22 protein-coding genes are annotated in these 21,058 nt (G+C 50.7%); 14 read left to right on the forward strand and 8 right to left on the reverse strand.

The genetic code is table 11. The features are described from left to right. Window position 1: 1 nt before the first annotated feature. Entirely contained in the window at window positions 2-1,162 is a 1,161-nt protein-coding gene (metB, locus tag GPJ68_RS23730) for a cystathionine gamma-synthase (protein ID WP_003028818.1), read from the reverse strand. A 265-nt stretch (window positions 1,163-1,427) separates the two neighbouring features. Here metB and metJ point away from each other — a divergent pair, with 265 nt between their 5' ends. Continuing rightward, a complete protein-coding gene (metJ, locus tag GPJ68_RS23735) occupies window positions 1,428-1,745 on the forward strand; it encodes a met regulon transcriptional regulator MetJ (protein WP_003825168.1) in 318 nt (105 codons plus the stop codon). A gap of 53 nt (window positions 1,746-1,798) precedes the next feature. On the opposite strand, the gene GPJ68_RS23740 is transcribed toward metJ, so the two are convergent. The 3 genes from GPJ68_RS23740 to rpmE all read right to left on the reverse strand — a co-directional run bounded on the left by GPJ68_RS23740 (window position 1,799) and on the right by rpmE (window position 4,543). Further along, the gene (locus GPJ68_RS23740; RefSeq protein ID WP_016155266.1) at window positions 1,799-3,223 is read right to left on the reverse strand and encodes an MFS transporter; all 1,425 of its coding nucleotides are present in this window, start codon (window positions 3,221-3,223) and stop codon (window positions 1,799-1,801) included. An 87-nt stretch (window positions 3,224-3,310) separates the two neighbouring features. Then, a complete protein-coding gene (locus GPJ68_RS23745) occupies window positions 3,311-3,991 on the reverse strand; it encodes an oligogalacturonate-specific porin KdgM family protein (protein ID WP_016157918.1) in 681 nt (226 codons plus the stop codon). A gap of 339 nt (window positions 3,992-4,330) precedes the next feature. After that, window positions 4,331-4,543, reverse strand: a complete 213-nt coding sequence (rpmE, locus tag GPJ68_RS23750; protein WP_008787040.1) for a 50S ribosomal protein L31 — start codon at window positions 4,541-4,543, stop codon at window positions 4,331-4,333. A gap of 257 nt (window positions 4,544-4,800) precedes the next feature. Here rpmE and priA point away from each other — a divergent pair, with 257 nt between their 5' ends. The 9 genes from priA to GPJ68_RS23790 all read left to right on the forward strand — a co-directional run bounded on the left by priA (window position 4,801) and on the right by GPJ68_RS23790 (window position 14,188). Further along, window positions 4,801-6,999 carry a primosomal protein N' gene (gene priA, locus GPJ68_RS23755; protein WP_016155264.1) on the forward strand — a complete coding sequence of 733 codons (2,199 nt, stop codon included), beginning with the start codon at window positions 4,801-4,803 and terminating at the stop codon, window positions 6,997-6,999. A 156-nt stretch (window positions 7,000-7,155) separates the two neighbouring features. Continuing rightward, complete coding sequence (gene cytR, locus GPJ68_RS23760) at window positions 7,156-8,181, forward strand: DNA-binding transcriptional regulator CytR (protein ID WP_016157916.1); 1,026 nt, start codon at window positions 7,156-7,158, stop codon at window positions 8,179-8,181. 93 nt (window positions 8,182-8,274) lie between these two features. After that, on the forward strand, window positions 8,275-9,249 hold the full coding sequence (ftsN, locus tag GPJ68_RS23765; protein WP_071600361.1) for a cell division protein FtsN: 975 nt from the start codon (window positions 8,275-8,277) through the stop codon (window positions 9,247-9,249). Between the two features lie 91 nt (window positions 9,250-9,340). Beyond that, on the forward strand, window positions 9,341-9,871 hold the full coding sequence (gene hslV / locus GPJ68_RS23770; RefSeq protein WP_003028805.1) for an ATP-dependent protease subunit HslV: 531 nt from the start codon (window positions 9,341-9,343) through the stop codon (window positions 9,869-9,871). A gap of 9 nt (window positions 9,872-9,880) precedes the next feature. Continuing rightward, window positions 9,881-11,212 carry an HslU--HslV peptidase ATPase subunit gene (gene hslU, locus GPJ68_RS23775; protein WP_003028803.1) on the forward strand — a complete coding sequence of 444 codons (1,332 nt, stop codon included), beginning with the start codon at window positions 9,881-9,883 and terminating at the stop codon, window positions 11,210-11,212. Window positions 11,213-11,279: 67 nt separating this feature from the next. Continuing rightward, on the forward strand, window positions 11,280-12,209 hold the full coding sequence (gene menA / locus GPJ68_RS23780) for a 1,4-dihydroxy-2-naphthoate polyprenyltransferase (RefSeq protein ID WP_016157915.1): 930 nt from the start codon (window positions 11,280-11,282) through the stop codon (window positions 12,207-12,209). Between the two features lie 576 nt (window positions 12,210-12,785). Then, the gene (locus GPJ68_RS23785; protein WP_180837434.1) at window positions 12,786-13,337 is read left to right on the forward strand and encodes a type IV secretion protein Rhs; all 552 of its coding nucleotides are present in this window, start codon (window positions 12,786-12,788) and stop codon (window positions 13,335-13,337) included. Then, window positions 13,334-13,675, forward strand: coding sequence for a putative T6SS immunity periplasmic lipoprotein (locus GPJ68_RS25430; protein ID WP_336298143.1), 342 nt, complete (start codon window positions 13,334-13,336; stop codon window positions 13,673-13,675). Before GPJ68_RS23785 ends, GPJ68_RS25430 begins: the two co-directional genes overlap by 4 nt. A gap of 12 nt (window positions 13,676-13,687) precedes the next feature. After that, window positions 13,688-14,188, forward strand: a complete 501-nt coding sequence (locus tag GPJ68_RS23790) for a type VI secretion system tube protein TssD (RefSeq protein WP_075848790.1) — start codon at window positions 13,688-13,690, stop codon at window positions 14,186-14,188. 265 nt (window positions 14,189-14,453) lie between these two features. Here the strand turns inward: GPJ68_RS23790 and GPJ68_RS23795 are convergent, their stop codons facing one another. Next, on the reverse strand, window positions 14,454-15,101 hold the full coding sequence (locus GPJ68_RS23795; RefSeq protein WP_016157910.1) for an Arm DNA-binding domain-containing protein: 648 nt from the start codon (window positions 15,099-15,101) through the stop codon (window positions 14,454-14,456). 237 nt (window positions 15,102-15,338) lie between these two features. Here GPJ68_RS23795 and rraA point away from each other — a divergent pair, with 237 nt between their 5' ends. After that, entirely contained in the window at window positions 15,339-15,824 is a 486-nt protein-coding gene (gene rraA, locus GPJ68_RS23800) for a ribonuclease E activity regulator RraA (RefSeq protein ID WP_008787034.1), read from the forward strand. 42 nt (window positions 15,825-15,866) lie between these two features. On the opposite strand, the gene GPJ68_RS23805 is transcribed toward rraA, so the two are convergent. The 3 genes from GPJ68_RS23805 to zapB all read right to left on the reverse strand — a co-directional run bounded on the left by GPJ68_RS23805 (window position 15,867) and on the right by zapB (window position 17,015). Beyond that, complete coding sequence (locus GPJ68_RS23805; protein WP_104651884.1) at window positions 15,867-16,256, reverse strand: hypothetical protein; 390 nt, start codon at window positions 16,254-16,256, stop codon at window positions 15,867-15,869. Window positions 16,257-16,299: 43 nt separating this feature from the next. Then, a complete protein-coding gene (locus GPJ68_RS23810) occupies window positions 16,300-16,677 on the reverse strand; it encodes a hypothetical protein (protein ID WP_223307973.1) in 378 nt (125 codons plus the stop codon). A gap of 92 nt (window positions 16,678-16,769) precedes the next feature. Beyond that, window positions 16,770-17,015, reverse strand: a complete 246-nt coding sequence (zapB, locus tag GPJ68_RS23815) for a septal ring assembly protein ZapB (protein ID WP_019077914.1) — start codon at window positions 17,013-17,015, stop codon at window positions 16,770-16,772. 428 nt (window positions 17,016-17,443) lie between these two features. Between zapB and GPJ68_RS23820 the strand changes: the two genes are divergently transcribed. From GPJ68_RS23820 to glpX, 3 genes are all read left to right on the forward strand, one after another. Then, the gene (locus GPJ68_RS23820; RefSeq protein WP_016155255.1) at window positions 17,444-18,289 is read left to right on the forward strand and encodes an MIP/aquaporin family protein; all 846 of its coding nucleotides are present in this window, start codon (window positions 17,444-17,446) and stop codon (window positions 18,287-18,289) included. A gap of 22 nt (window positions 18,290-18,311) precedes the next feature. Continuing rightward, on the forward strand, window positions 18,312-19,820 hold the full coding sequence (glpK, locus tag GPJ68_RS23825; RefSeq protein WP_016155254.1) for a glycerol kinase GlpK: 1,509 nt from the start codon (window positions 18,312-18,314) through the stop codon (window positions 19,818-19,820). Between the two features lie 135 nt (window positions 19,821-19,955). Beyond that, the gene (gene glpX, locus GPJ68_RS23830) at window positions 19,956-20,966 is read left to right on the forward strand and encodes a class II fructose-bisphosphatase (RefSeq protein ID WP_016155253.1); all 1,011 of its coding nucleotides are present in this window, start codon (window positions 19,956-19,958) and stop codon (window positions 20,964-20,966) included. Window positions 20,967-21,058 lie beyond the last annotated feature (92 nt).

Raw genomic sequence — 21,058 nt, forward strand, 5'->3', positions numbered from 1 at the left:
TTTACCCCTTGTTTGCAGCCCGGAAGCCATTTTCCAGGTCGGCAATTAAATCTTCGCCATCTTCAATACCGGTGGAGATACGCAACAGCGTTTCCGAAATTCCGGCAGCAGCACGCGCTTCTGGCGCCATTCCCGCGTGTGTCATGGTTGCGGCATGGGAGATCAGACTTTCAACGCCCCCTAACGATTCCGCCAGCGTAAACAATGACAACCCGCCGAGGAAGCGACGCAGCGTTTGCTCATCGCCATCCAGCTCAAAACTCAACATCGCGCCAAACCCTTTTTGCTGACGCGCGGCAATCTCATGGCCCTGATTATCCGGCAATGACGGGTGATACAATTTTTTCACCAGCGGCTGAGTTTGCAGATAATCCACAATCGCCTGAGCATTACGTTGCGCCACCTCCATACGAGGTGACAGAGTACGCAGGCCGCGCAACAGCAGATAACTATCAAACGCGCCGCCGGTCACACCAATATTATTCGCCCACCATGCCAGTTCAGTGACCGTTTCCGGATCTTTTGCTATCACCACACCAGCCACTACGTCGGAGTGACCGTTTAAATATTTCGTGCATGAATGCAACACCAGATCGGCGCCTAATGCCAGTGGATTTTGCAGTGCCGGGCTTAAAAAAGTGTTGTCCACCACGCTGACCGCACCAGCCTCGCGCGCCAGCTGGCAGATTTTCGCGATATCCACCACGCGCAACAGCGGGTTGCTTGGGCTTTCTACCAGCACCAGCTTCGGTTTTTCCGCCAGTGCCGCCTGCAACGCCTGCTCATCTCCTTGATCGACAAACAGTACGCGATAACAGCCACGCTTTGCCAGGCTGTCAAACAGACGATAGCTCCCGCCGTAGCAGTCGTGCGGTGCGACCAGCAGATCGCCAGGCTTGAGGAATACCGTAGTCACCAGATGAATCGCCGACATGCCGGTATTGGTCAGTACTGCCCCCGCCCCACCTTCCAGTTCCGCCAGCGCACGCTGAACGACATCACGCGTTGGGTTACCGCGACGCGAATAGTCATGGGCGCGAGGCTCATTAAAACCGGTAAAGTTATAGGTGCTGGAGAGGTGGATCGGCGGGACAACGCAACCGTACTGTTCGTCGTCATTTAACCCGCTACGCACTGCGATGGTGGCCTGTTTACGCGTCATATTGAGGAGATCCTGGCTGAGTCGGTGAAAAGTCAGACACCAGAGTAATCATAGTTAGGATAGCCGTCAATACATCTGGACATCTAAACTTCTTTGCGTATAGATTGAGCAAACCGGAAATAGCCGTTAAAATTATATGCATTAGCGTACATCTGCGTCGGCTTACTTCGTGTCAGGGCCACGCCACTACGATAAACTACGCGCAATTATGGTCCGGGCTCAGGTTCTGGCCTCAATATTAATGACAAAGAGGATTAGGTATCTCATGGCTGAATGGAGCGGCGAATATATCAGCCCATACGCTGAGCACGGTAAGAAGAGTGAGCAAGTCAAAAAAATTACGGTTTCCATTCCTCTGAAGGTGTTAAAAATCCTTACCGATGAACGCACGCGTCGTCAGGTTAACAACCTGCGTCACGCCACCAACAGCGAACTGCTGTGTGAAGCGTTTCTGCATGCTTTTACCGGGCAACCATTACCCAACGATGACGACCTGCGTAAAGAGCGCAGCGATGAAATCCCGGAAGAAGCAAAGGTAATTATGCGTGAACTGGGTATCAACCCGGAAACGTGGGAATACTGATTTTTCAAGACAGATGAGAAAAGGCGGGATTACTCCCGCCGCTTCTCACTACGTTACTTACTGATACCATTAATCTTATTCAATGTTTCTTCCATTTTGAGCGTCTCTTTACGGTTCAATGGATAGAAATAAATCAGAATGACCGCTGCCAAAAACAGGCATAAAGCCGGTAACAGATTTGCCATCGTATAGATGTTTTCCTGCACAATGCTGGTTTGCACAGCGCCGCCCGTTGACGAAGATTGATAACCAATGATGGCCAGCATAAAGCCGCCAATAGCCCCAGCGCACGCCTGGCCAACCTTGCGGGCGAAGAAGTTCACGCCATAGACGGTCCCATCTTCACGATCGCCGGTGACATACTGGTGATAATCACACACATCGGTCATAAACGCCCAAATCATCAGGTTGAATAACCCAGCCCCCAGCGTCGCCAGGAACAGGAAAACCAAATAAACCTTCGCGTCGGTAATGTGGGTGAAGTACATAATCACATACATGGCTACCGCAAAGAGCAGCGCGCCTACGCTGGCTTCTTTCTTACCAAAGCGCTTCGTGAGCCAGGATGCTGAGGGTGCCAGCAAAACCAGAGAGCCAAAGGTGAAGAGCAATGCAACGGACATGGCCTCTTTGTTATGGAAATAGTCATTAAACAGGTAAGTCATGTTGGTACCAGACAACCCCTGATTAATCACAATCAGCAGATCCACAACCACTAAAACAATTAGCGCTTTATTGCGTATCAGCCCCTTTAGCAGCACAGAAACCGGCATGCTCTCTTTTCTTTCCACCCGCACGCGTTCCGTCGTTAACTGACAGGTCAACGTTAAAAAGATAAACCCCAGCACAGAACAACCAATGGCAATCCAGAAGAAATGCTGCCCAGAGATCACCTGGCTTCCGTCCACCAGAGTGGTGTACATCAGGATCGGAATAAAAAAGCCGGTTGTCCCGCCACCGATGGCGGACCCTACGCTGCGCCAGGTTGACAGCGATACGCGATCTTCCGGATTCGAGCTAATCGCCGCAGACATGGCGCCATACGGAATACTCACTGTCGATAACAGCGAACCGTAAATAAAATAGGAACAGCAGATGTAGATAATTTTCGCCGTATAAGAAAAATCATGCACAAACGGCAGGAACAGAACGACCGCAATGATGCAAAACGGGTACTTCATGCGGCGCACCCAGGGGTTAAATCGCCCATGTACCGTCAGTTTAGAGGTATCACATAAGCGCCCTACGCCAACGTCGACAAACGCATCAAAGAGTTTGGTCACAAAATAGAGTGAACCAACAATAACACCGGAAATACCGAGTACGTTGGTGTAATAAATCATTAAAAAACTATTTACCAGTCCAAGAATAAAACAGGTTCCGAGGTCACCACATAAATAACCGAATTTATCTCTTAATCCGAAAGGCCTGACGGCAATATTTTGATTGCTTCCGATCATTGTTCCATCATTAGACATGATGTTAACTCCTTAGACACATTATTCACGCAAACTATGCGTATACCGATGCTCAGCGTAATAATTCGATACGAAGTGTATTAACGGTCAGAAGTTATAACCGAGACCAACGCGATAGCGGGTCTGACGATCGTCTGTGGTTGTGGTGTTATACCCCGAGGAAACGTTACCTACCTCAACAAATGGAACCCATGAGCCTATTTTATACGCCACACGGAAGTTATATTCGTAATCGTCTTTTCGGTTGTTATATAAATCTTCGCTATCGGCAATTTTATAAATACCGTTCAGCTCAAACATCCAGTCATTGATGTTATAACCGAGCCATGCTTCCGGACGATAGACCATGCGGTCATCCTTGCCGTCAGTGTTTCTGCGCATGTACTCCTGACGATAGCGGAACGCGGTCCACCAATGGTCATTGATGTTATACTGCACGCGGATATAAGGCTTATAAATCGCGATGTTATCGCCCGTTTCGATCGCAATACCCGGCTGCCAGACAAGGTCCTTCCAGGTGAACTGGTAGCTCGCCGTATACTCGTTGCCATTACTTTCCATATTATTCCACGCATCATTAGATTGCGTATTTTCGGAACGTGAAATGGCCTCGACTGCGACACCAAACCCCGTAGCAAAACGATGCGACATATAAACACGGTCGTAATTACGACCATCATCATAATATTCATGTCGATAATCAACATAACCCGCTTGCGCGGCCGCAGAGAATAATGAAATCAGTAATAACGCGGATTTAAATTTCATGACCATCCCTCTTCACACTAAATCTAGGAAATTGCCCATCTCGCTCCGTCCATAAATGAAGAAACGATGAAGGAATAAGAATAATTTTATATTTCCACGAAAGTGTATTTTAGAAAGAAGGAAGAAACCTTTGGTATTTTGCCAAAGATTGGCATAAGTGGCAAAAACAAGAAGATAAAAAGGACGCAGATCACCAGTTGAAACATTTTATCGTAAAAATAAAAACGCTGTTTTATTTATTAAATAAAAGACATTATTCAATACATCAATACGAATTTCAGTCTGCAGGCGCAGATACAAAAAAAGCGCCATAAGGCGCTTTTTTGTGACAGCTGAAACTTACTTGCTGCCTGGGATGCTGAAACGCTTGTTGAAGCGATCAACACGGCCACCGGTAGCAACATCACGCTGCTTGCCAGTATAGAACGGGTGGCACTGACCGCACACGTCCAGGTTCAGATCGTGACCGACGGTAGAGCGGATTTTCATGACGTTACCGCAAGAGCAGTTTGCAGTAATTTCTTCGTATTTCGGGTGAATATCTTTTTTCATGGGAAAACCTCGGTTTAAGGCCGCGTCGCTCTTCCAGCCCTAACGCCAGACACCACGCGATGTTAATTATTCCCCGTCACCTTTCACGCTGCATCAACAGCCTGAAACTCTCGGGTAATGGTCATTGTTTGACGCAATCAATTTGCATCAAAGGCGGCGAATCATACAGAAATTAACCTGCTCATGCAAACTGATCCGCATTCTACCCTTCACTAATGTGTATACTAACCCGCCAGATTTCAAGTCAGGATGATTCAATGCCCGTTGCGCACGTTGCCTTACCCGTTCCGCTACCTCGCACCTTTGACTACCTTCTGCCAGAAGGCATGAGCGCCAAAGCTGGGTGTCGTGTACGCGTGCCCTTTGGCAAGCAACAGGAGCGCGTGGGCATCGTTCTATCCGTCAGCGAGCACAGCGAACTGCCGCTGAGCGAATTGAAAGCCGTTCTCGAAGTGCTGGACAGCGAGCCGGTTTATTCGACCTCCGTCTGGCGTCTGCTGTTGTGGGCGGCTGACTATTACCATCACCCTATCGGCGACGTACTGTTTCATGCCCTGCCGATCCTGCTGCGCCAGGGACGCCCGGCGACAAACGCGCCCATATGGTACTGGTTTGCCACTGAAGAAGGTCAGGTTATTGATCTCAACAGCCTCAAGCGCTCTCCCAAGCAACAGCAGGCGCTGGCTGCGCTACGCCAGGGAAAAATCTGGCGCGACCAGGTGGCTGAGCTCGAATTTAATGACGCCGCATTACAGGCGCTGCGGAAAAAAGGGCTGTGCGATCTGGCGAGTGAAACGCCTGGTTTTAGCGACTGGCGTACCCACTACGCGGTTTCCGGTGAGCGTCTTCGACTGAACACCGAGCAAGCCACCGCCGTCGGAGCAATTCACAGCGCCGCGGACAGTTTTAGCGCCTGGCTATTAGCGGGCGTGACGGGCTCAGGCAAAACAGAGGTCTATCTAAGCGTACTGGAAAATGTCCTAGCCCAGGGCAAGCAGGCGCTGGTAATGGTGCCGGAGATTGGCCTGACGCCGCAAACTATTGCCCGTTTTCGCGAACGCTTCAATGCGCCAGTCGAAGTCCTGCACTCCGGTTTGAACGACAGCGAACGTCTTTCGGCCTGGTTGAAAGCAAAAAATGGCGAAGCGGCGATTGTTATCGGCACGCGCTCGTCGCTGTTTACACCATTTAAAAATCTCGGCGTGATTGTCATCGACGAAGAGCACGACAGCTCTTATAAACAGCAGGAAGGTTGGCGCTATCATGCGCGCGATCTCGCGGTTTATCGCGCCCACAGCGAGCAGATCCCGATTATTCTCGGCTCAGCCACTCCGGCTCTGGAAACGCTGTGCAACGTGCGACAGAAAAAATATCGCATGCTGCGCCTGACGCGCCGTGCCGGAAATGCGCGCCCCGCCACTCAGCACGTGCTGGATCTCAAAGGTCAGCAGGTGCAGGCCGGACTTGCCCCTGCGCTTATCACCCGTATGCGTCAGCACCTGCAGGCGGATAACCAGGTGATTCTGTTTTTGAACCGCCGGGGCTTTGCTCCTGCGCTGCTGTGCCATGACTGCGGCTGGATTGCCGAATGTCCGCGCTGCGATCACTACTACACGCTGCATCAGGCACAGCACCATTTACGCTGCCACCACTGCGACAGCCAGCGCCCAATACCACGTCAGTGCCCTTCCTGCGGCTCAACGCATATGGTTCCGGTTGGACTCGGCACCGAACAGCTTGAGCAGGCTCTGGCCCCTTTTTTCCCCGGCGTGCCAATCTCACGCATCGATCGCGACACCACCAGCCGTAAAGGATCGCTGGAGCAGCATCTGGCGGAAGTACATCGCGGTGGCGCACGAATTCTGATCGGCACGCAAATGCTGGCCAAAGGCCACCACTTCCCGGACGTCACCCTGGTGGCGCTTCTGGACGTTGACGGCGCGCTGTTCTCTGCAGATTTCCGGTCAGCAGAACGCTTCGCCCAGCTTTACACGCAGGTCTCCGGGCGAGCAGGACGCGCCGGGAAACAGGGCGAAGTGGTGCTACAAACGCACCATCCTGAGCATCCGCTGCTGCAAACTTTGCTGTACAAAGGTTATGACGCGTTTGCCGAGCAGGCGCTAGCCGAGCGACAAACGCTCCAGCTTCCACCGTGGACCAGCCATGTGATCGTGCGGGCAGAAGATCATAACAACCAGCATGCGCCTATGTTCTTACAACAGTTGCGAAATCTGATCCAGGCCAGTCCGCTTGCCGATGACAAACTGTGGGTGCTCGGCCCGGTTCCCGCTCTGGCCCCCAAGCGCGGCGGTCGCTATCGCTGGCAAATTTTGTTGCAACATCCGTCGCGAATTCGCCTGCAGCATATCGTCAGCGGCACGCTGGCGCTGATCAATACGTTACCCGATGCACGTAAGGTTAAATGGGTGCTGGATGTCGATCCCATCGAGGGATAATCCCTCACGATGCGAGGCGGATCGTAAAATTAAAGATCCATCACACTTTTTATGAAAATTCTGTAACCGCTTCCATTAACTATCTGATAAAAATGTTTCAGATGAAGGCTATTCAAGGACGAGTCTGTGCCAGCAGCTCTCTGGCGAGGAGAAAGAGTGAAACCGAATAAGCAGGTTGCCGCCGCTACGATGAAAGATGTTGCTCTGAAGGCGAAAGTCTCAACGGCAACCGTATCCCGCGCATTAATGAACCCGGACAAAGTCTCGCAGTCAACCCGTAACAAGGTTGAACAGGCTGCGCTGGAAGTGGGATATTTACCCCAATCAATGGGACGCAACGTTAAGCGTAATGAATCACGTACCATTCTGGTGATTGTGCCGGATATCTGCGATCCGTTTTTTAGCGAAGTGATTCGCGGCATAGAAGTGACCGCCGCTGAGCAGGGATATCTGGTGCTTATCGGCGACTGCGCCCACCAGAATCAGCAGGAAAAGACCTTCCTCAACCTCATTATCACCAAGCAGATCGATGGCATGGTGCTGCTCAGTTCGCGACTGCCGTTTGATGCCAGCGTGGAAGAGCAGCGCAACTTGCCGCCGATGGTCATGTCCAACGAGTTCGCGCCAGAGCTGGAACTCCCCACCGTGCACATTGATAATCTCACCGCCGCCTTCAACGCGATGAACTATCTGCTGGAACTGGGGCATAAACGCATTGGCTGTATCGCCGGACCAGAGGATATGCCGCTGTGCCATTACCGTCTGCAAGGTTACGTTCAGGCATTGCGTCGCAGTGGAATTACGGTCGATCCGCATTTCATCGCGCGTGGTGACTTTACCTATGAAGCGGGAGCCAATGCGCTTAAGCAACTCCTTGAGCTTCCACAGCCACCTACTGCGGTCTTTTGCCACAGCGATGTCATGGCGCTGGGGGCACTCTCTTACGCCAAACGTCAGGGTCTGAAGGTACCTGACGATTTATCCATCATTGGCTTTGATAATATTTCGCTCACGGAATTTTGTGATCCACCCCTGACAACCGTCGCACAGCCGCGTTTCGATATCGGACGTGAAGCTATGCTGTTACTGCTCGATCAATTACAAGGTCAGAACGTCAGCAGTGGCTCACGTTTACTGGACTGCGAGCTTATTATTCGGGGCACTACCCGGGCACTGACGTAAAGTAAAGTGCTTTCGGACTCCCCTGTCTGGTCAAAGGCCCGCCGCTTAAGTAACATGGCGGGCTGACGAACGAATAAATACAGCGAAACGATAGTGGCACAACGAGATTATGTACGTCGCGGCCAACCGGCACCTTCGCGGCGCAAGAAGAGCACATCACGGAAAAAACAACGCAATACGCCTGCGGTATCGCCCGCTATGGTTGCTATTGCTGCAGCCGTACTCGTGACCTTTATCGGTGGTCTGTACTTCATTACGCATCACAAGAAAGAAGAGTCCGAAACGCTGCAAAACCAGAAAGTCACCGGTAATGGCATCCCGCCAAAACCGGAAGAGCGCTGGCGATACATCAAAGAGCTGGAAAGCCGTCAGCCTGGCGTACGTGCGCCTACCGAACCGTCTGCAGGCGGCGAGGTACTGAACGCCGATCAGCTTACCAATGAGCAGCGCCAGTTGTTGGCGCAAATGCAGGCCGATATGCGCCAACAGCCAACGCAGCTCAACGAAGTACCATGGAACGAACAAACTGCGGAACAACGCCAGCAAACGCTGCAGCGTCAGCGTCAGGTGCAACAGCAGCAGTGGAATAACACCCAACAGCAGGCTCAACAGCCGCGCCAACGGGTAACGGAACAGCCGTACCAGCAGCAGCAAACGCGTACTGCGCAAACCGCACCGGTACAGCAGCCGAAGGCGCAGCCAAAACCTGCGGCCCAACAGCCGTATCAGGATCTACTGCAAACACCTGCGCATACCACCGCCGCTCAGCCGAAAACGCAGCCGGCCGCGCCGATAACAAATGAAACGCAGCCGCCAAAACAGACGGCGGAGAAAAAAGATGAACGCCGCTGGATGGTACAGTGCGGCTCATTTAAAGGCGCTGAGCAGGCAGAAACCGTGCGCGCGCAGTTGGCCTTTGAAGGCTTCAACTCACGTATTACCACCAATAACGGCTGGAATCGCGTGGTCATTGGTCCGGTCAAAGGCAAAGAGAATGCCGACAACACCATCAGCCGCCTGAAAGTTGCTGGTCACACAAACTGCATTCGACTCGCCACTGGGGGTTGAAACCCCCAAAATCCCCCCCATCTATACTTGCATTACGCCCCGCATACTGCGCGGGGCCTGTGTTTTGCATTTGTAACCAAGGGGTCTGCTCGTGACAACAATAGTAAGCGTACGCCGTAACGGCCATGTGGTAATCGCCGGTGATGGTCAGGCCACACTGGGTAACACCGTAATGAAAGGCAACGTGAAGAAAGTCCGCCGTCTGTACAACGACAAAGTCATCGCGGGCTTTGCGGGCGGTACTGCGGATGCATTCACGCTGTTTGAACTGTTTGAACGCAAGCTGGAAATGCACCAGGGTCACCTGGTGAAAGCTGCCGTTGAACTGGCAAAAGACTGGCGTACCGACCGTATGCTGCGCAAACTCGAAGCGCTGCTGGCCGTTGCGGATGAAACTGCATCACTCATCATCACCGGTAACGGCGACGTCATCCAGCCAGAAAACGATCTGATTGCCATCGGCTCCGGCGGTCCCTACGCCCAGGCTGCTGCACGCGCTCTGCTGGAAAACACCGAGCTTGGCGCACGCGAGATTGCTGAGAAAGCGTTGGATATTGCAGGGGATATCTGCATTTATACCAACCACTTCCATACCATCGAAGAATTGAACTCCAAAGCGTAAGGATCCCCCATGTCTGAAATGACCCCACGCGAAATTGTCAGCGAACTGAACAAACACATCATCGGCCAGGATAACGCTAAGCGTTCCGTGGCGATTGCCCTGCGTAACCGCTGGCGCCGCATGCAGCTCAACGAAGAGCTGCGCCATGAAGTTACGCCGAAAAACATTCTAATGATTGGCCCAACCGGCGTCGGTAAAACCGAAATCGCCCGTCGTCTGGCAAAACTGGCCAACGCGCCGTTCATCAAAGTTGAAGCAACGAAATTCACCGAAGTCGGCTATGTTGGTAAAGAAGTTGACTCTATCATCCGCGATCTGACCGATGCTGCCATCAAAATGGTCCGCGTTCAGGCCATCGAGAAAAACCGCTTCCGTGCCGAAGAGATGGCGGAAGAGCGCATTCTCGACGTGCTGATCCCACCAGCTAAAAATAACTGGGGACAGTCAGAGCAGCCGCAGGAACCTTCTGCAGCGCGTCAGGCGTTCCGTAAAAAACTGCGTGAAGGCCAGTTGGATGATAAAGAGATCGAAATCGATCTCGCGGCCGCACCGATGGGCGTTGAAATCATGGCACCTCCGGGAATGGAAGAGATGACCAGCCAGCTACAGTCCATGTTCCAGAACCTGGGCGGTCAGAAGCAAAAACCGCGTAAGCTGAAAATCAAAGACGCGATGAAGCTGCTGATTGAAGAAGAAGCGGCCAAACTGGTGAATCCGGAAGAGCTGAAACAGGAAGCTATCGACGCCGTTGAGCAACACGGAATCGTGTTTATCGACGAAATCGACAAAATCTGTAAGCGCGGCGAATCCTCCGGCCCGGACGTGTCCCGTGAAGGCGTACAGCGCGACCTGCTGCCGCTGGTTGAAGGCTGCACGGTCTCCACTAAACACGGTATGGTGAAAACAGACCACATTCTGTTTATCGCCTCTGGCGCATTCCAGGTAGCGAAACCATCTGACCTGATCCCGGAACTGCAGGGTCGTCTGCCGATTCGGGTCGAGCTGCAGGCGCTGACCACCAGCGATTTTGAGCGTATCCTTACCGAACCGAATGCCTCCATCACCGTCCAGTACAAAGCGCTGATGGCGACCGAAGGTGTGGACATCAACTTCACCGAATCGGGCATTAAACGCATTGCCGAAGCGGCCTGGCAGGTCAATGAAACCACCGAAAACATCGGTGCACGTCGTCTGCATACCGTTCTCGAGCGTCTGATGGAAGATATTTCCTATGATGCGAGCGATTTAAACGGCCAAAGCATCACAATTGATGCCGAATATGTGAGCAAACATCTGGATGCGCTGGTCGCAGATGAAGATCTGAGCCGTTTTATCCTATAATCGCGTTCAATGCATTTTCATCACTGTTGATGGGGCTGATAAAGCCCCATTTTTATTGGCGCTAAATATGACTGAACAACAAAAAATTAGCCGCTCACAAGCCTGGCTGGAAAGTTTACGACCTAAGACCTTACCGCTCGCCTTCGCGGCGATCATCGTCGGTACGGCATTAGCATGGTGGCAAGGATACTTCGATCCGCTGGTTGCTCTGTTGGCATTGATTACGGCAGGACTGCTGCAAATTCTGTCCAACCTCGCTAACGACTATGGCGATGCCGTCAAAGGCAGCGACAAGCCCGACCGCATTGGACCACTGCGCGGTATGCAAAAAGGGGTTATCACCCAACAGCAGATGAAGCGTGCGCTGATCGTTACCGTGGTGTTGATCTGTCTGTCGGGTCTGGCCCTGGTTGCTGTGGCCTGTCACACGCTGGCGGATTTTGTCGGTTTCCTGGTACTTGGTGGCCTGTCGATTATCGCGGCGATCACCTACACCGTGGGTAATCGCCCTTACGGATATATCGGTCTGGGCGATATTTCCGTGCTGGTATTCTTTGGCTGGCTGAGCGTGATGGGAAGCTGGTATCTGCAGGCGCATACGCTGATTCCGGCGCTGATTCTGCCTGCCACCGCCTGTGGCCTGCTGGCAACTGCCGTGCTCAACGTCAACAACCTGCGCGATATCAACAGCGACAGAGAGAACGGCAAGAACACACTGGTAGTACGTTTAGGTGCCGTCAATGCCCGCCGCTACCATGCCTGCCTGCTGATGGGTACGCTGGTCTGCCTGGCGCTGTTTAACCTGTTTTCGCTACAAAGTCTGTGGGGATGGCTGTTTATCCTTGCCGCTCCGCTGCTTTTCAAACAGGCGCGTTACGTGATGCGCGAAATGGATCCTGCGGCAATGCGTCCGATGCTGGAACGCACCGTAAAAGCGGCGCTATTAACTAACTTGCTGTTTGTCGTTGGAATTTTCTTAAGTCAGTGGTCTCTTTAACTGACAAATATCAATTAACAATTTCAATTTTTAGAATCGCATAACGCCTCGCAACCCTTACAAATAGAGGGGCGTGAGGTTTTTCCATGTTTTTTATATTTTCCGGGGATACCTCGGGGATACCAACGAACGGTAAACACCGTAATCTATAAGTACTAAAATCAGCGTTTCCCAGCTTACTTAACCGATCACGGGGTCTGAAGCCCAACCGTACGAGAGCTTACGCTAAGTGCATTTTTTAATGCAGGTTGGGCGAGTAAAGAAAATGAGGGTTTTATTTACTTTTGCCATTAATGCCAGTATCCGTGCGGTTTCCGGCATTAACGGTCTTAATAAACCCAGTAATCAAATCAACGTAAACCTGACCGACAACGCCACGAATTTGTAGATTTAAATTCATAAGGTTACGTTTTTAGCGTCCGATCTCGTACGGTTGCCCCCCAAACCAGGGGGCTTAACGCTAGAAGCGGCGTAGCCGCAGTTTTTGACAATTTCGGATATTCCCCGCATTTTTTAACAGGAAAAAATTTACTTTAAGGCGTATTAAGGTGTTTTTACCAATGGATGATGTCTTCAATGATAAGGGAAATGAACGATATAGACCGGGGCAGGTTACGGCTGTTAACGCTTGGTGAGATTAACCTGGCCCGTACCCTCTACGCTTTCACCATCCGCTATAACGAAGTCTGGATCCACCGCAGCAGCTATCTACCTTTCAACCTCCAAAAGAACAACTACGCCATGACGCCCAACGGCGAGTTGTACTTTCAGGAAGGTACTTATGAGCCTGACTTTTCACAGCCGCATGTTAATAACGATCGCGTTAGTGGGCAGCATCTTTTTTTACATGAAATGATGCACGTCTGGCAGCATCAGCGCGGGATGATGGTAAGGATGCGGGGCCTGTTCTCTTGGGCAGTTGATTACTATTACACGTTGGATAAGGCCATACTCTTGGATTACGGCTTAGAGCAGCAGGCTGCAATGGTGGCTGATTATTGGCTGCTTAAAACGTATGGATTCGGCAACCGCTCTGATTTGTATCTCCTCAAGGATTACGATCCATCTGAACCTGTCCTTAGCCTCATATCCCGCTATGAGAAAGTGTTAGGGAGGTTTCCGCATTGAAACACTACTTTCTCATTCCTGCCTTTTTTGCGCTGACTGGGTGTGGCGCTGGCGATAGCGTTCCCCCATGGCGTAGTTTCCCCATTATAAATAATTCGCTTTGCTTCTCTGTCAATAAATCTGACGTTCTGAGCCGATACGGCGTTTATTCTGAGCAGGGGAATGAATACAAGACATTGGCGGAAAATTCGCATGTAGCTCTCTCCTATCCTGAAACGTGCTTAAAAATACCGATAACGCCGGGCTATATCTATGCGGCTTCATACACGTTGAACGGAAAGAATTACCGTTACAACTTTTTCATCGACAGAAACGGGCAAATATTAAGCACAAAATAAGGAAATCTATAAATGTCATTACCAGCTTATATGTATATTTATGATGAAAATGGACAGCTGATCAAAGGCAGTTGCATGGCGCAGGGCCGTGAGGGTGCAATTGAAATCATGAACAGCAGTTACGGTGTGTACCAAAACACATGCCGCAACACTGGTAAGCTGATGGGTTCGCGCGAACACAACGCTTTTACCCTGCACAAAGAGATTGATAAGACCTCGCCATATTTTGCGGTTGCAGTCTGCCAAAGTAAGCGGCTGCAAAAGGCAGTAATCCACTATTACGACATCAACGAGGCGGGTGTCGAATACGAGATTTACCGAATTACGCTTAACAACATCGTAATCATGTCCGTCAATGCTGCTCATGCTTATATGCCGGGTTCCCACACTCCGGGCATGATGGAAAATATAGCCATCACCTACTCAGGCATTGAGTGGTTTTATATCGAAGGGAATATCAAATACGACGATGACTGGAGCCGCCCGGTTGGTTACAACCAGCAGCAGAGGTAAATCGAATTGGCAGGCAGATCTGCTGAAAATAAAGAACACTTAGCAGACAACCTGCAATACACGTCGCTATTCCCGAACACGCTTACTTGCAATACGAGCGTACTTGGTCATCAATTCAACGTAAATCAAACCAATAATGCAACAACTTTATAGCCTGCTATAGCCCATTGTCTTACGGTATCAAGGGCCTTGAGCCAGCGGCCTAAATCATTATTTCTGATTTTAGTTGTTCTCCGTGTATTTCCATTCCAAAGCATTTTTGTACTTAAAATGGTTGTGGGCGGATCCGGTAACAATCTCCCGCCATCTTTATCACGGTAGCTATCATATGCATAGCGATAGACAGCACGCAGAACACGTGCCCATAAATCAGCCTGGGCTTTACTGCCTTTTTCTTCACGCCTGAACGGGCCACCAAACCATATGCCATGCCCGGTAATGATCTAGTGTCTCGTTTCCACCATTTCACACGTGATAGATGAAAGTTGAAGAACCATCCAGTCACCAGAATAATTATTGATGGTGTCTTCATATTTTTCGCTGGTCGTTTTTTTATACGCCCGGTAGCCAACCGGGATTTGATGTACTCATCCAAAGCATCAGACAGCGTTACCGCCCATTTTTTCTCTTCACGCCGCCGTTCGTTCGGGTTACGCCGTGTGATAGCTACTTCACTTAAGGCGTTATATACCCGCTCTCTGGCCTGCTCAATAGTCATATCCGGGAACTTGCCCAACGTCACACGGTAAAATTTTACGTCGCGCTTTCGGGACACACAAAAACTTTTGCTGCCACTAGACGTAACGCGCAGCCGCAACTCATTAACGACACTATCAGCATATTCAAGGCGTTTGCCGGCATCAGGAACGGGGAGTTCCTGATGCACGGCTTTGGTGAATCTGATCGTTCTCATAGGGCTTTCTTTTATGCTCCAGCAATCTTCCGGAGATACCTCGGGGATACTTTACAGAGGGAAATACGGGTAATTTCAGGTCATTATCGGCTGTTTTCAAAATCAGTAATCACCTGTTTTTCAATGAAAAATACGAATAGTTATTGATCTGGACACTAATTAACAATTGATGATTTTGCCAACAGTACACATAGCGCGATATACTGAAAATTCTCGCAGCAACTGAACGTTAAGCCTATGAAATACGATACATCCGAGCTTTGTGACATCTATCAGGAAGATGTCAACGTCGTGGAACCGCTGTTCTCTAACTTTGGAGGACGGTCGTCGTTTGGCGGACAAATCATCACGGTAAAATGTTTCGAGGACAACGGGTTGCTGTACGATCTGCTCGAACAAAATGGCCGTGGTCGCATTCTGCTGGTCGATGGTGGCGGTTCTGTCCGTCGTGCGCTGGTCGATGCCGAACTGGCACGACTGGCCGTACAGAATGAATGGGAAGGTCTGGTCATCTACGGCTCAGTCCGCCAGGTAGACGATCTGGAAGAACTGGATATCGGCATTCAGGCGATTGCCGCAATTCCGGTAGGTGCTTCAGGAGAAGGTATTGGGGAAAGCGATGTGCGCGTCAACTTTGGCGGCGTGACATTCTTCTCCGGCGACCACCTGTACGCCGACAACACCGGGATAATCCTCTCCGAAGACCCGCTCGATATCGAGTAAGTGAAAAAGGCCATCAGTAAGTTTGATGGCCTTTTATTTTCTTCATTCATCCAATTTATAGTGAATGACCCTAACATCATAATTCCCAGCTCTTGCTTCAACAACGACACTCATCATCTCGCGACTTGCAGGATAAGATTCAACGTATGCGTTTAATTTTTCTTCTGCTCTGTGAATATCATTCTTAGGTATCCCCGTAAAAACTATTTCACTGCGTTGAAGATGGCTAATCTCATCTGTATGGCTTACAAAAAACCAGTCGCTGGATACCCTTGGAACCTGTTTAATCAATTTCGGCGTTAATAATTGATAAATTAATAAATCATGCTGCGTATAGCATTTTTTTGTAAAGACACTCACCATGAAATAACAATAAAGCAGCGCAAAAAAAAGCATAGATACAATAATAACACCTAATCGTCGAAACGTCATATACGGCGTTCCCGAACATAATTTGGATTCACAACTGGTTTTATTACATCCATAAATAAGTGTAAGGCCAAAAATCCTGTAAGGATTCGAAACGATGTGACGTACTCAAGAATATAGACAAAGCAATACCTTGCAGAATTCGCTCCTGCAATCCTCGTCGCACCATGAATCTACGATATATACCAGTATTAATATTTAGACCGTGAATGCTTTTAGACATACTTTGATGGTAATTTACTTCATAAAATTCACTATCACCACCACGAGGTCTTGTCATTTCAAACCATAATTTTTCAGCGCCTGCCGGATTAGCGTGGCCTAAATCAATCCACCCTAGATTATCTGTATAGATAAGACCATATCTAATATCTCTGGTGATAAATCGATCCGAATTATCAATAATATCGTTTCTTTTTGTCATATCGTATTCTTTGAAATTTGAGAATTACGATATCCTAAAGTCTACATAGTAAAAAGGCATCCATTATGGATGCCTTTTTAAAGAAATCAGAATTAGACTTCTTCCATACGCCCCAACAGGGCATGCAGACGATCCTGCCAGCCGTTCTGCTGTTCTTTCAGGTTGTTGTTCTCACGCTCCAGCTCTTCACGCTGCTGCTGTGCAGACTGAACTTCCTGCGACAGTGAGTTGTTCTTTTCTTTCAGCTCTTCGATTTCCATCTGCAACAGCGTGATGGTATCAATCGCCTGCTGTACTTTTGCTTCCAGTTTCTCAAACACTTCTAATGACATCGTCATACCTCTCCTGAATTGCAAGGCGTTGATGGATAAAAATCCTCGTCCCGATAACCGGCGACGCCTTAATAAAAACGAGCGCACTCTACTTAACACCGATTGTATGAAGCCGCGTCATCCCTGTCCAGCGGCATCCCGCGCAGATTGCGGTTTGCAACACTTTTCGTCTTTCTCCTGGTGACATTACTATCATAACTCTTAAGTGTTAACGAATTGATCATTGAAATGATTCAGCTCACACTATTTTTGTATAACAAATACCGCGAAATGGCGCGATAACGCTCATTTTGTTGATGGAGTACACACATTTCAATTTCGATATTTCTCGTTTTTGAGCGTTAACGATAAATTAACAGTGTGCCTACCGGCTCCGGGGATGTCAGTGACCTTCTCGCATACAATAAACATTAAACTCTCTTCAGGATCCGATTATGAGTCAAACATCAACCTTAAAAGGCCAGTGCATTGCTGAATTCCTCGGTACCGGGTTGTTGATTTTCTTCGGTGTGGGATGTGTCGCTGCACTCAAAGTTGCTGGGGCTACTTTTGGTCAGTGGGAAATCAGTATCATCTGGGGTCTGGGGGTAGCGATGGCTATCTATCTGACTGCAGGCGTTTCTGGTGCACACCTGAATCCAGCGGTAACCATCGCACTCTGGCTGTTCGCCTGTTTTGATAAACGCAAAGTTGCTCCTTTTATTATTTCGCAAATTGCCGGCGCCTTTTGCGCAGCGGCACTGGTTTACGGGCTTTATTACAATCTTTTCATCGATTTCGAACAAACTAACCATATCGTGCGCGGCAGTACCGAGAGCCTGGGTCTGGCAGGTACTTTCTCGACCTATCCGAACCCGCATATCAATTTTGTGCAGGCCTTCGCGGTTGAAATGGTCATTACCGCTATTCTAATGGGGCTGATTCTGGCTCTGACCGACGATGGTAACGGTGTACCTCGTGGTCCGCTGGCACCACTGCTGATCGGCTTGTTGATCGCCGTTATTGGTGCTTCCATGGGTCCGCTGACAGGTTTTGCGATGAACCCGGCACGTGACTTCGGACCGAAACTCTTCGCCTGGATGGCCGGATGGGGTGAGATTGCCTTCACGGGTGGTCGTGATATCCCTTACTTCCTGGTCCCGGTGTTTGGCCCGATTACCGGCGCGATTTTAGGCGCATGGGCATATCGCAAACTGATTGGTCGCCATTTACCGTGCGATGTCTGCGCGATTGAAGAGAAAGACGTTGCGACCAACACTCAACAAAAAGCTTCGCAGTAATGTGACTACGGGACAAATAATCATGACTGAAAAAAAATATATCGTTGCGCTCGACCAGGGCACCACCAGCTCCCGCGCGGTCGTAATGGACCACGATGCGAATATCGTTAGCGTTTCACAGCGCGAATTCGAGCAAATCTACCCGAAAGCAGGTTGGGTAGAACATGACCCAATGGAAATTTGGGCGACCCAAAGCTCCACGCTGGTAGAAGTTCTGGCGAAAGCCGATATCAGTTCCGATGAAATTGCAGCGATCGGTATTACCAACCAGCGTGAAACCACCATCGTCTGGGAACGTGAGACCGGTAAACCTATCTATAACGCAATTGTGTGGCAGTGTCGTCGTACCGCGGATATCTGCGAAAAGCTCAAGCGCGACGGTATGGAAGAGTACATCCGTAATAACACGGGTCTGGTAATTGACCCGTACTTTTCCGGCACTAAAGTGAAGTGGATCCTCGACCACGTGGAAGGCTCACGTGAGCGCGCTCGTCGCGGCGAACTGCTGTTCGGTACGGTAGACACCTGGCTTATCTGGAAAATGACGCAGGGACGTGTACACGTAACGGATTACACCAACGCCTCTCGTACCATGCTGTTCAACATCCACTCCCTGGACTGGGATGACACGATGCTGGATGCGCTGGATATTCCGCGTGCAATGCTGCCAGAAGTGCGTCGTTCTTCTGAAGTGTACGGCCAGACCAACATCGGTGGTAAAGGCGGCATTCGTATTCCTATCTCCGGTATTGCCGGTGACCAGCAGGCCGCTCTGTTTGGCCAGCTGTGCGTGAAGGAAGGGATGGCGAAAAACACTTACGGTACCGGCTGCTTCATGCTGATGAACACTGGCGAGAAAGCCGTTAAGTCCGAAAATGGACTACTGACCACCATCGCCTGTGGACCGACCGGGGAAGTGAACTACGCGCTGGAAGGTGCGGTATTTATGGCTGGCGCATCCATCCAGTGGCTGCGCGATGAAATGAAACTCATCAGCGATGCATTCGACTCTGAATATTTCGCCACCAAAGTGAAAGATACCAACGGCGTGTACGTCGTTCCGGCATTTACAGGCCTTGGCGCACCGTACTGGGACCCGTATGCACGCGGAGCCATCTTCGGCCTGACCCGTGGCGTAAACTCCAACCACATCATCCGCGCAACGCTTGAGTCTATCGCTTACCAGACCCGTGACGTACTGGAAGCGATGCAGGCTGATTCCGGTATTCGCCTGCACGCCCTGCGCGTCGATGGCGGTGCGGTCGCCAACAACTTCCTGATGCAGTTCCAGTCCGATATTCTCGGCACGCGCGTTGAGCGCCCGGAAGTCCGCGAAGTCACCGCATTGGGTGCGGCTTACCTTGCCGGTCTGGCAGTAGGTTTCTGGCAGAATCTGGATGAACTGCAGGAGAAAGCGGTCATCGAGCGTGAATTCCGCCCTGGCATCGAAACCACCGAGCGTAATTTCCGTTACAGCGGCTGGAAAAAAGCAGTCAAACGCGCCATGGCGTGGGAAGATCACGACGAGTAATTCGTCATTGCCGGATGGCGACGTTACTTTGTCCGGCAATATCTTCGTGCGGGGGCAACCCCGCACACACATCAATAATCTAGTCCCCTCCCCTGTGCTACACTTCGCGCCATTCCTTTCAGCTACGAGTTTGCAATGAGACGAGAACTTGCCATTGAATTTTCACGCGTGACCGAAGCGGCCGCGCTGGCTGGCTATAAATGGCTGGGCCGCGGCGATAAAAATACCGCTGATGGCGCGGCGGTGAACGCCATGCGTATTATGCTCAACCAGGTCAACATCGACGGCACCATCGTGATTGGCGAGGGTGAGATTGATGAAGCGCCGATGCTGTTTATCGGCGAGAAAGTCGGAACCGGCCACGGTGATGCGGTCGACATCGCCGTCGATCCTATCGAAGGCACGCGTATGACGGCAATGGGCCAGGCGAATGCGCTGGCGGTGCTGGCTGTAGGCGATAAAGGCTGTTTCCTGAACGCGCCAGACATGTACATGGAAAAGCTGATTGTCGGTCCTGGCGCAAAAGGGTCCATCGACCTGAATCTGTCGCTGGAAACCAACCTGCGAAACATTGCAGCCGCGCTGAACAAACCACTGAGTGACCTGACCGTCACCATCCTGGCAAAACCACGCCATGACGAGGTTATTGCAGAGATGGCGAAACTGGGCGTGCGCGTCTTCGCCATTCCTGACGGCGACGTTGCGGCCTCGATTCTGACCTGTATGCCTGACAGCGAAGTTGACGTGCTGTACGGTATTGGCGGCGCACCGGAAGGCGTGGTTTCCGCGGCCGTCATCCGCGCGCTGGACGGCGACATGCAGGGCCGCCTGCTGGCGCGCCATGACGTCAAAGGCGACAGCGAAGAGAACCGTCGTATTGGCGAACAGGAACTGGCCCGCTGCACCGCGATGGGCATTGAAGCGGGCAAAGCGCTGCGTCTGGATGAAATGGCGCGCAGCGACAACGTCATTTTCTCCGCTACCGGCATCACCAAAGGCGATCTGCTGGAAGGGATCAGCCGTAAAGGCAATATCGCAACCACCGAAACGCTGTTGATCCGCGGCAAGTCACGCACGATCCGCCGCATTCAGTCGATTCACTACCTCGATCGCAAAGATCCCGATGTGCAGGCGCACATCCTGTAATTGATTTGATCAATAGAGCCTTCCAGCCCATCCGGGCTGGAAATCTTTCGTCCAACGAACGAAGATAAGGCAATCAAAGCAGACAGGAGAAA

It is taken from the genome of Citrobacter sp. 172116965 (assembly GCF_013458095.1).
GTDB classification, from domain to species: Bacteria; Pseudomonadota; Gammaproteobacteria; order Enterobacterales; family Enterobacteriaceae; genus Citrobacter; species Citrobacter braakii.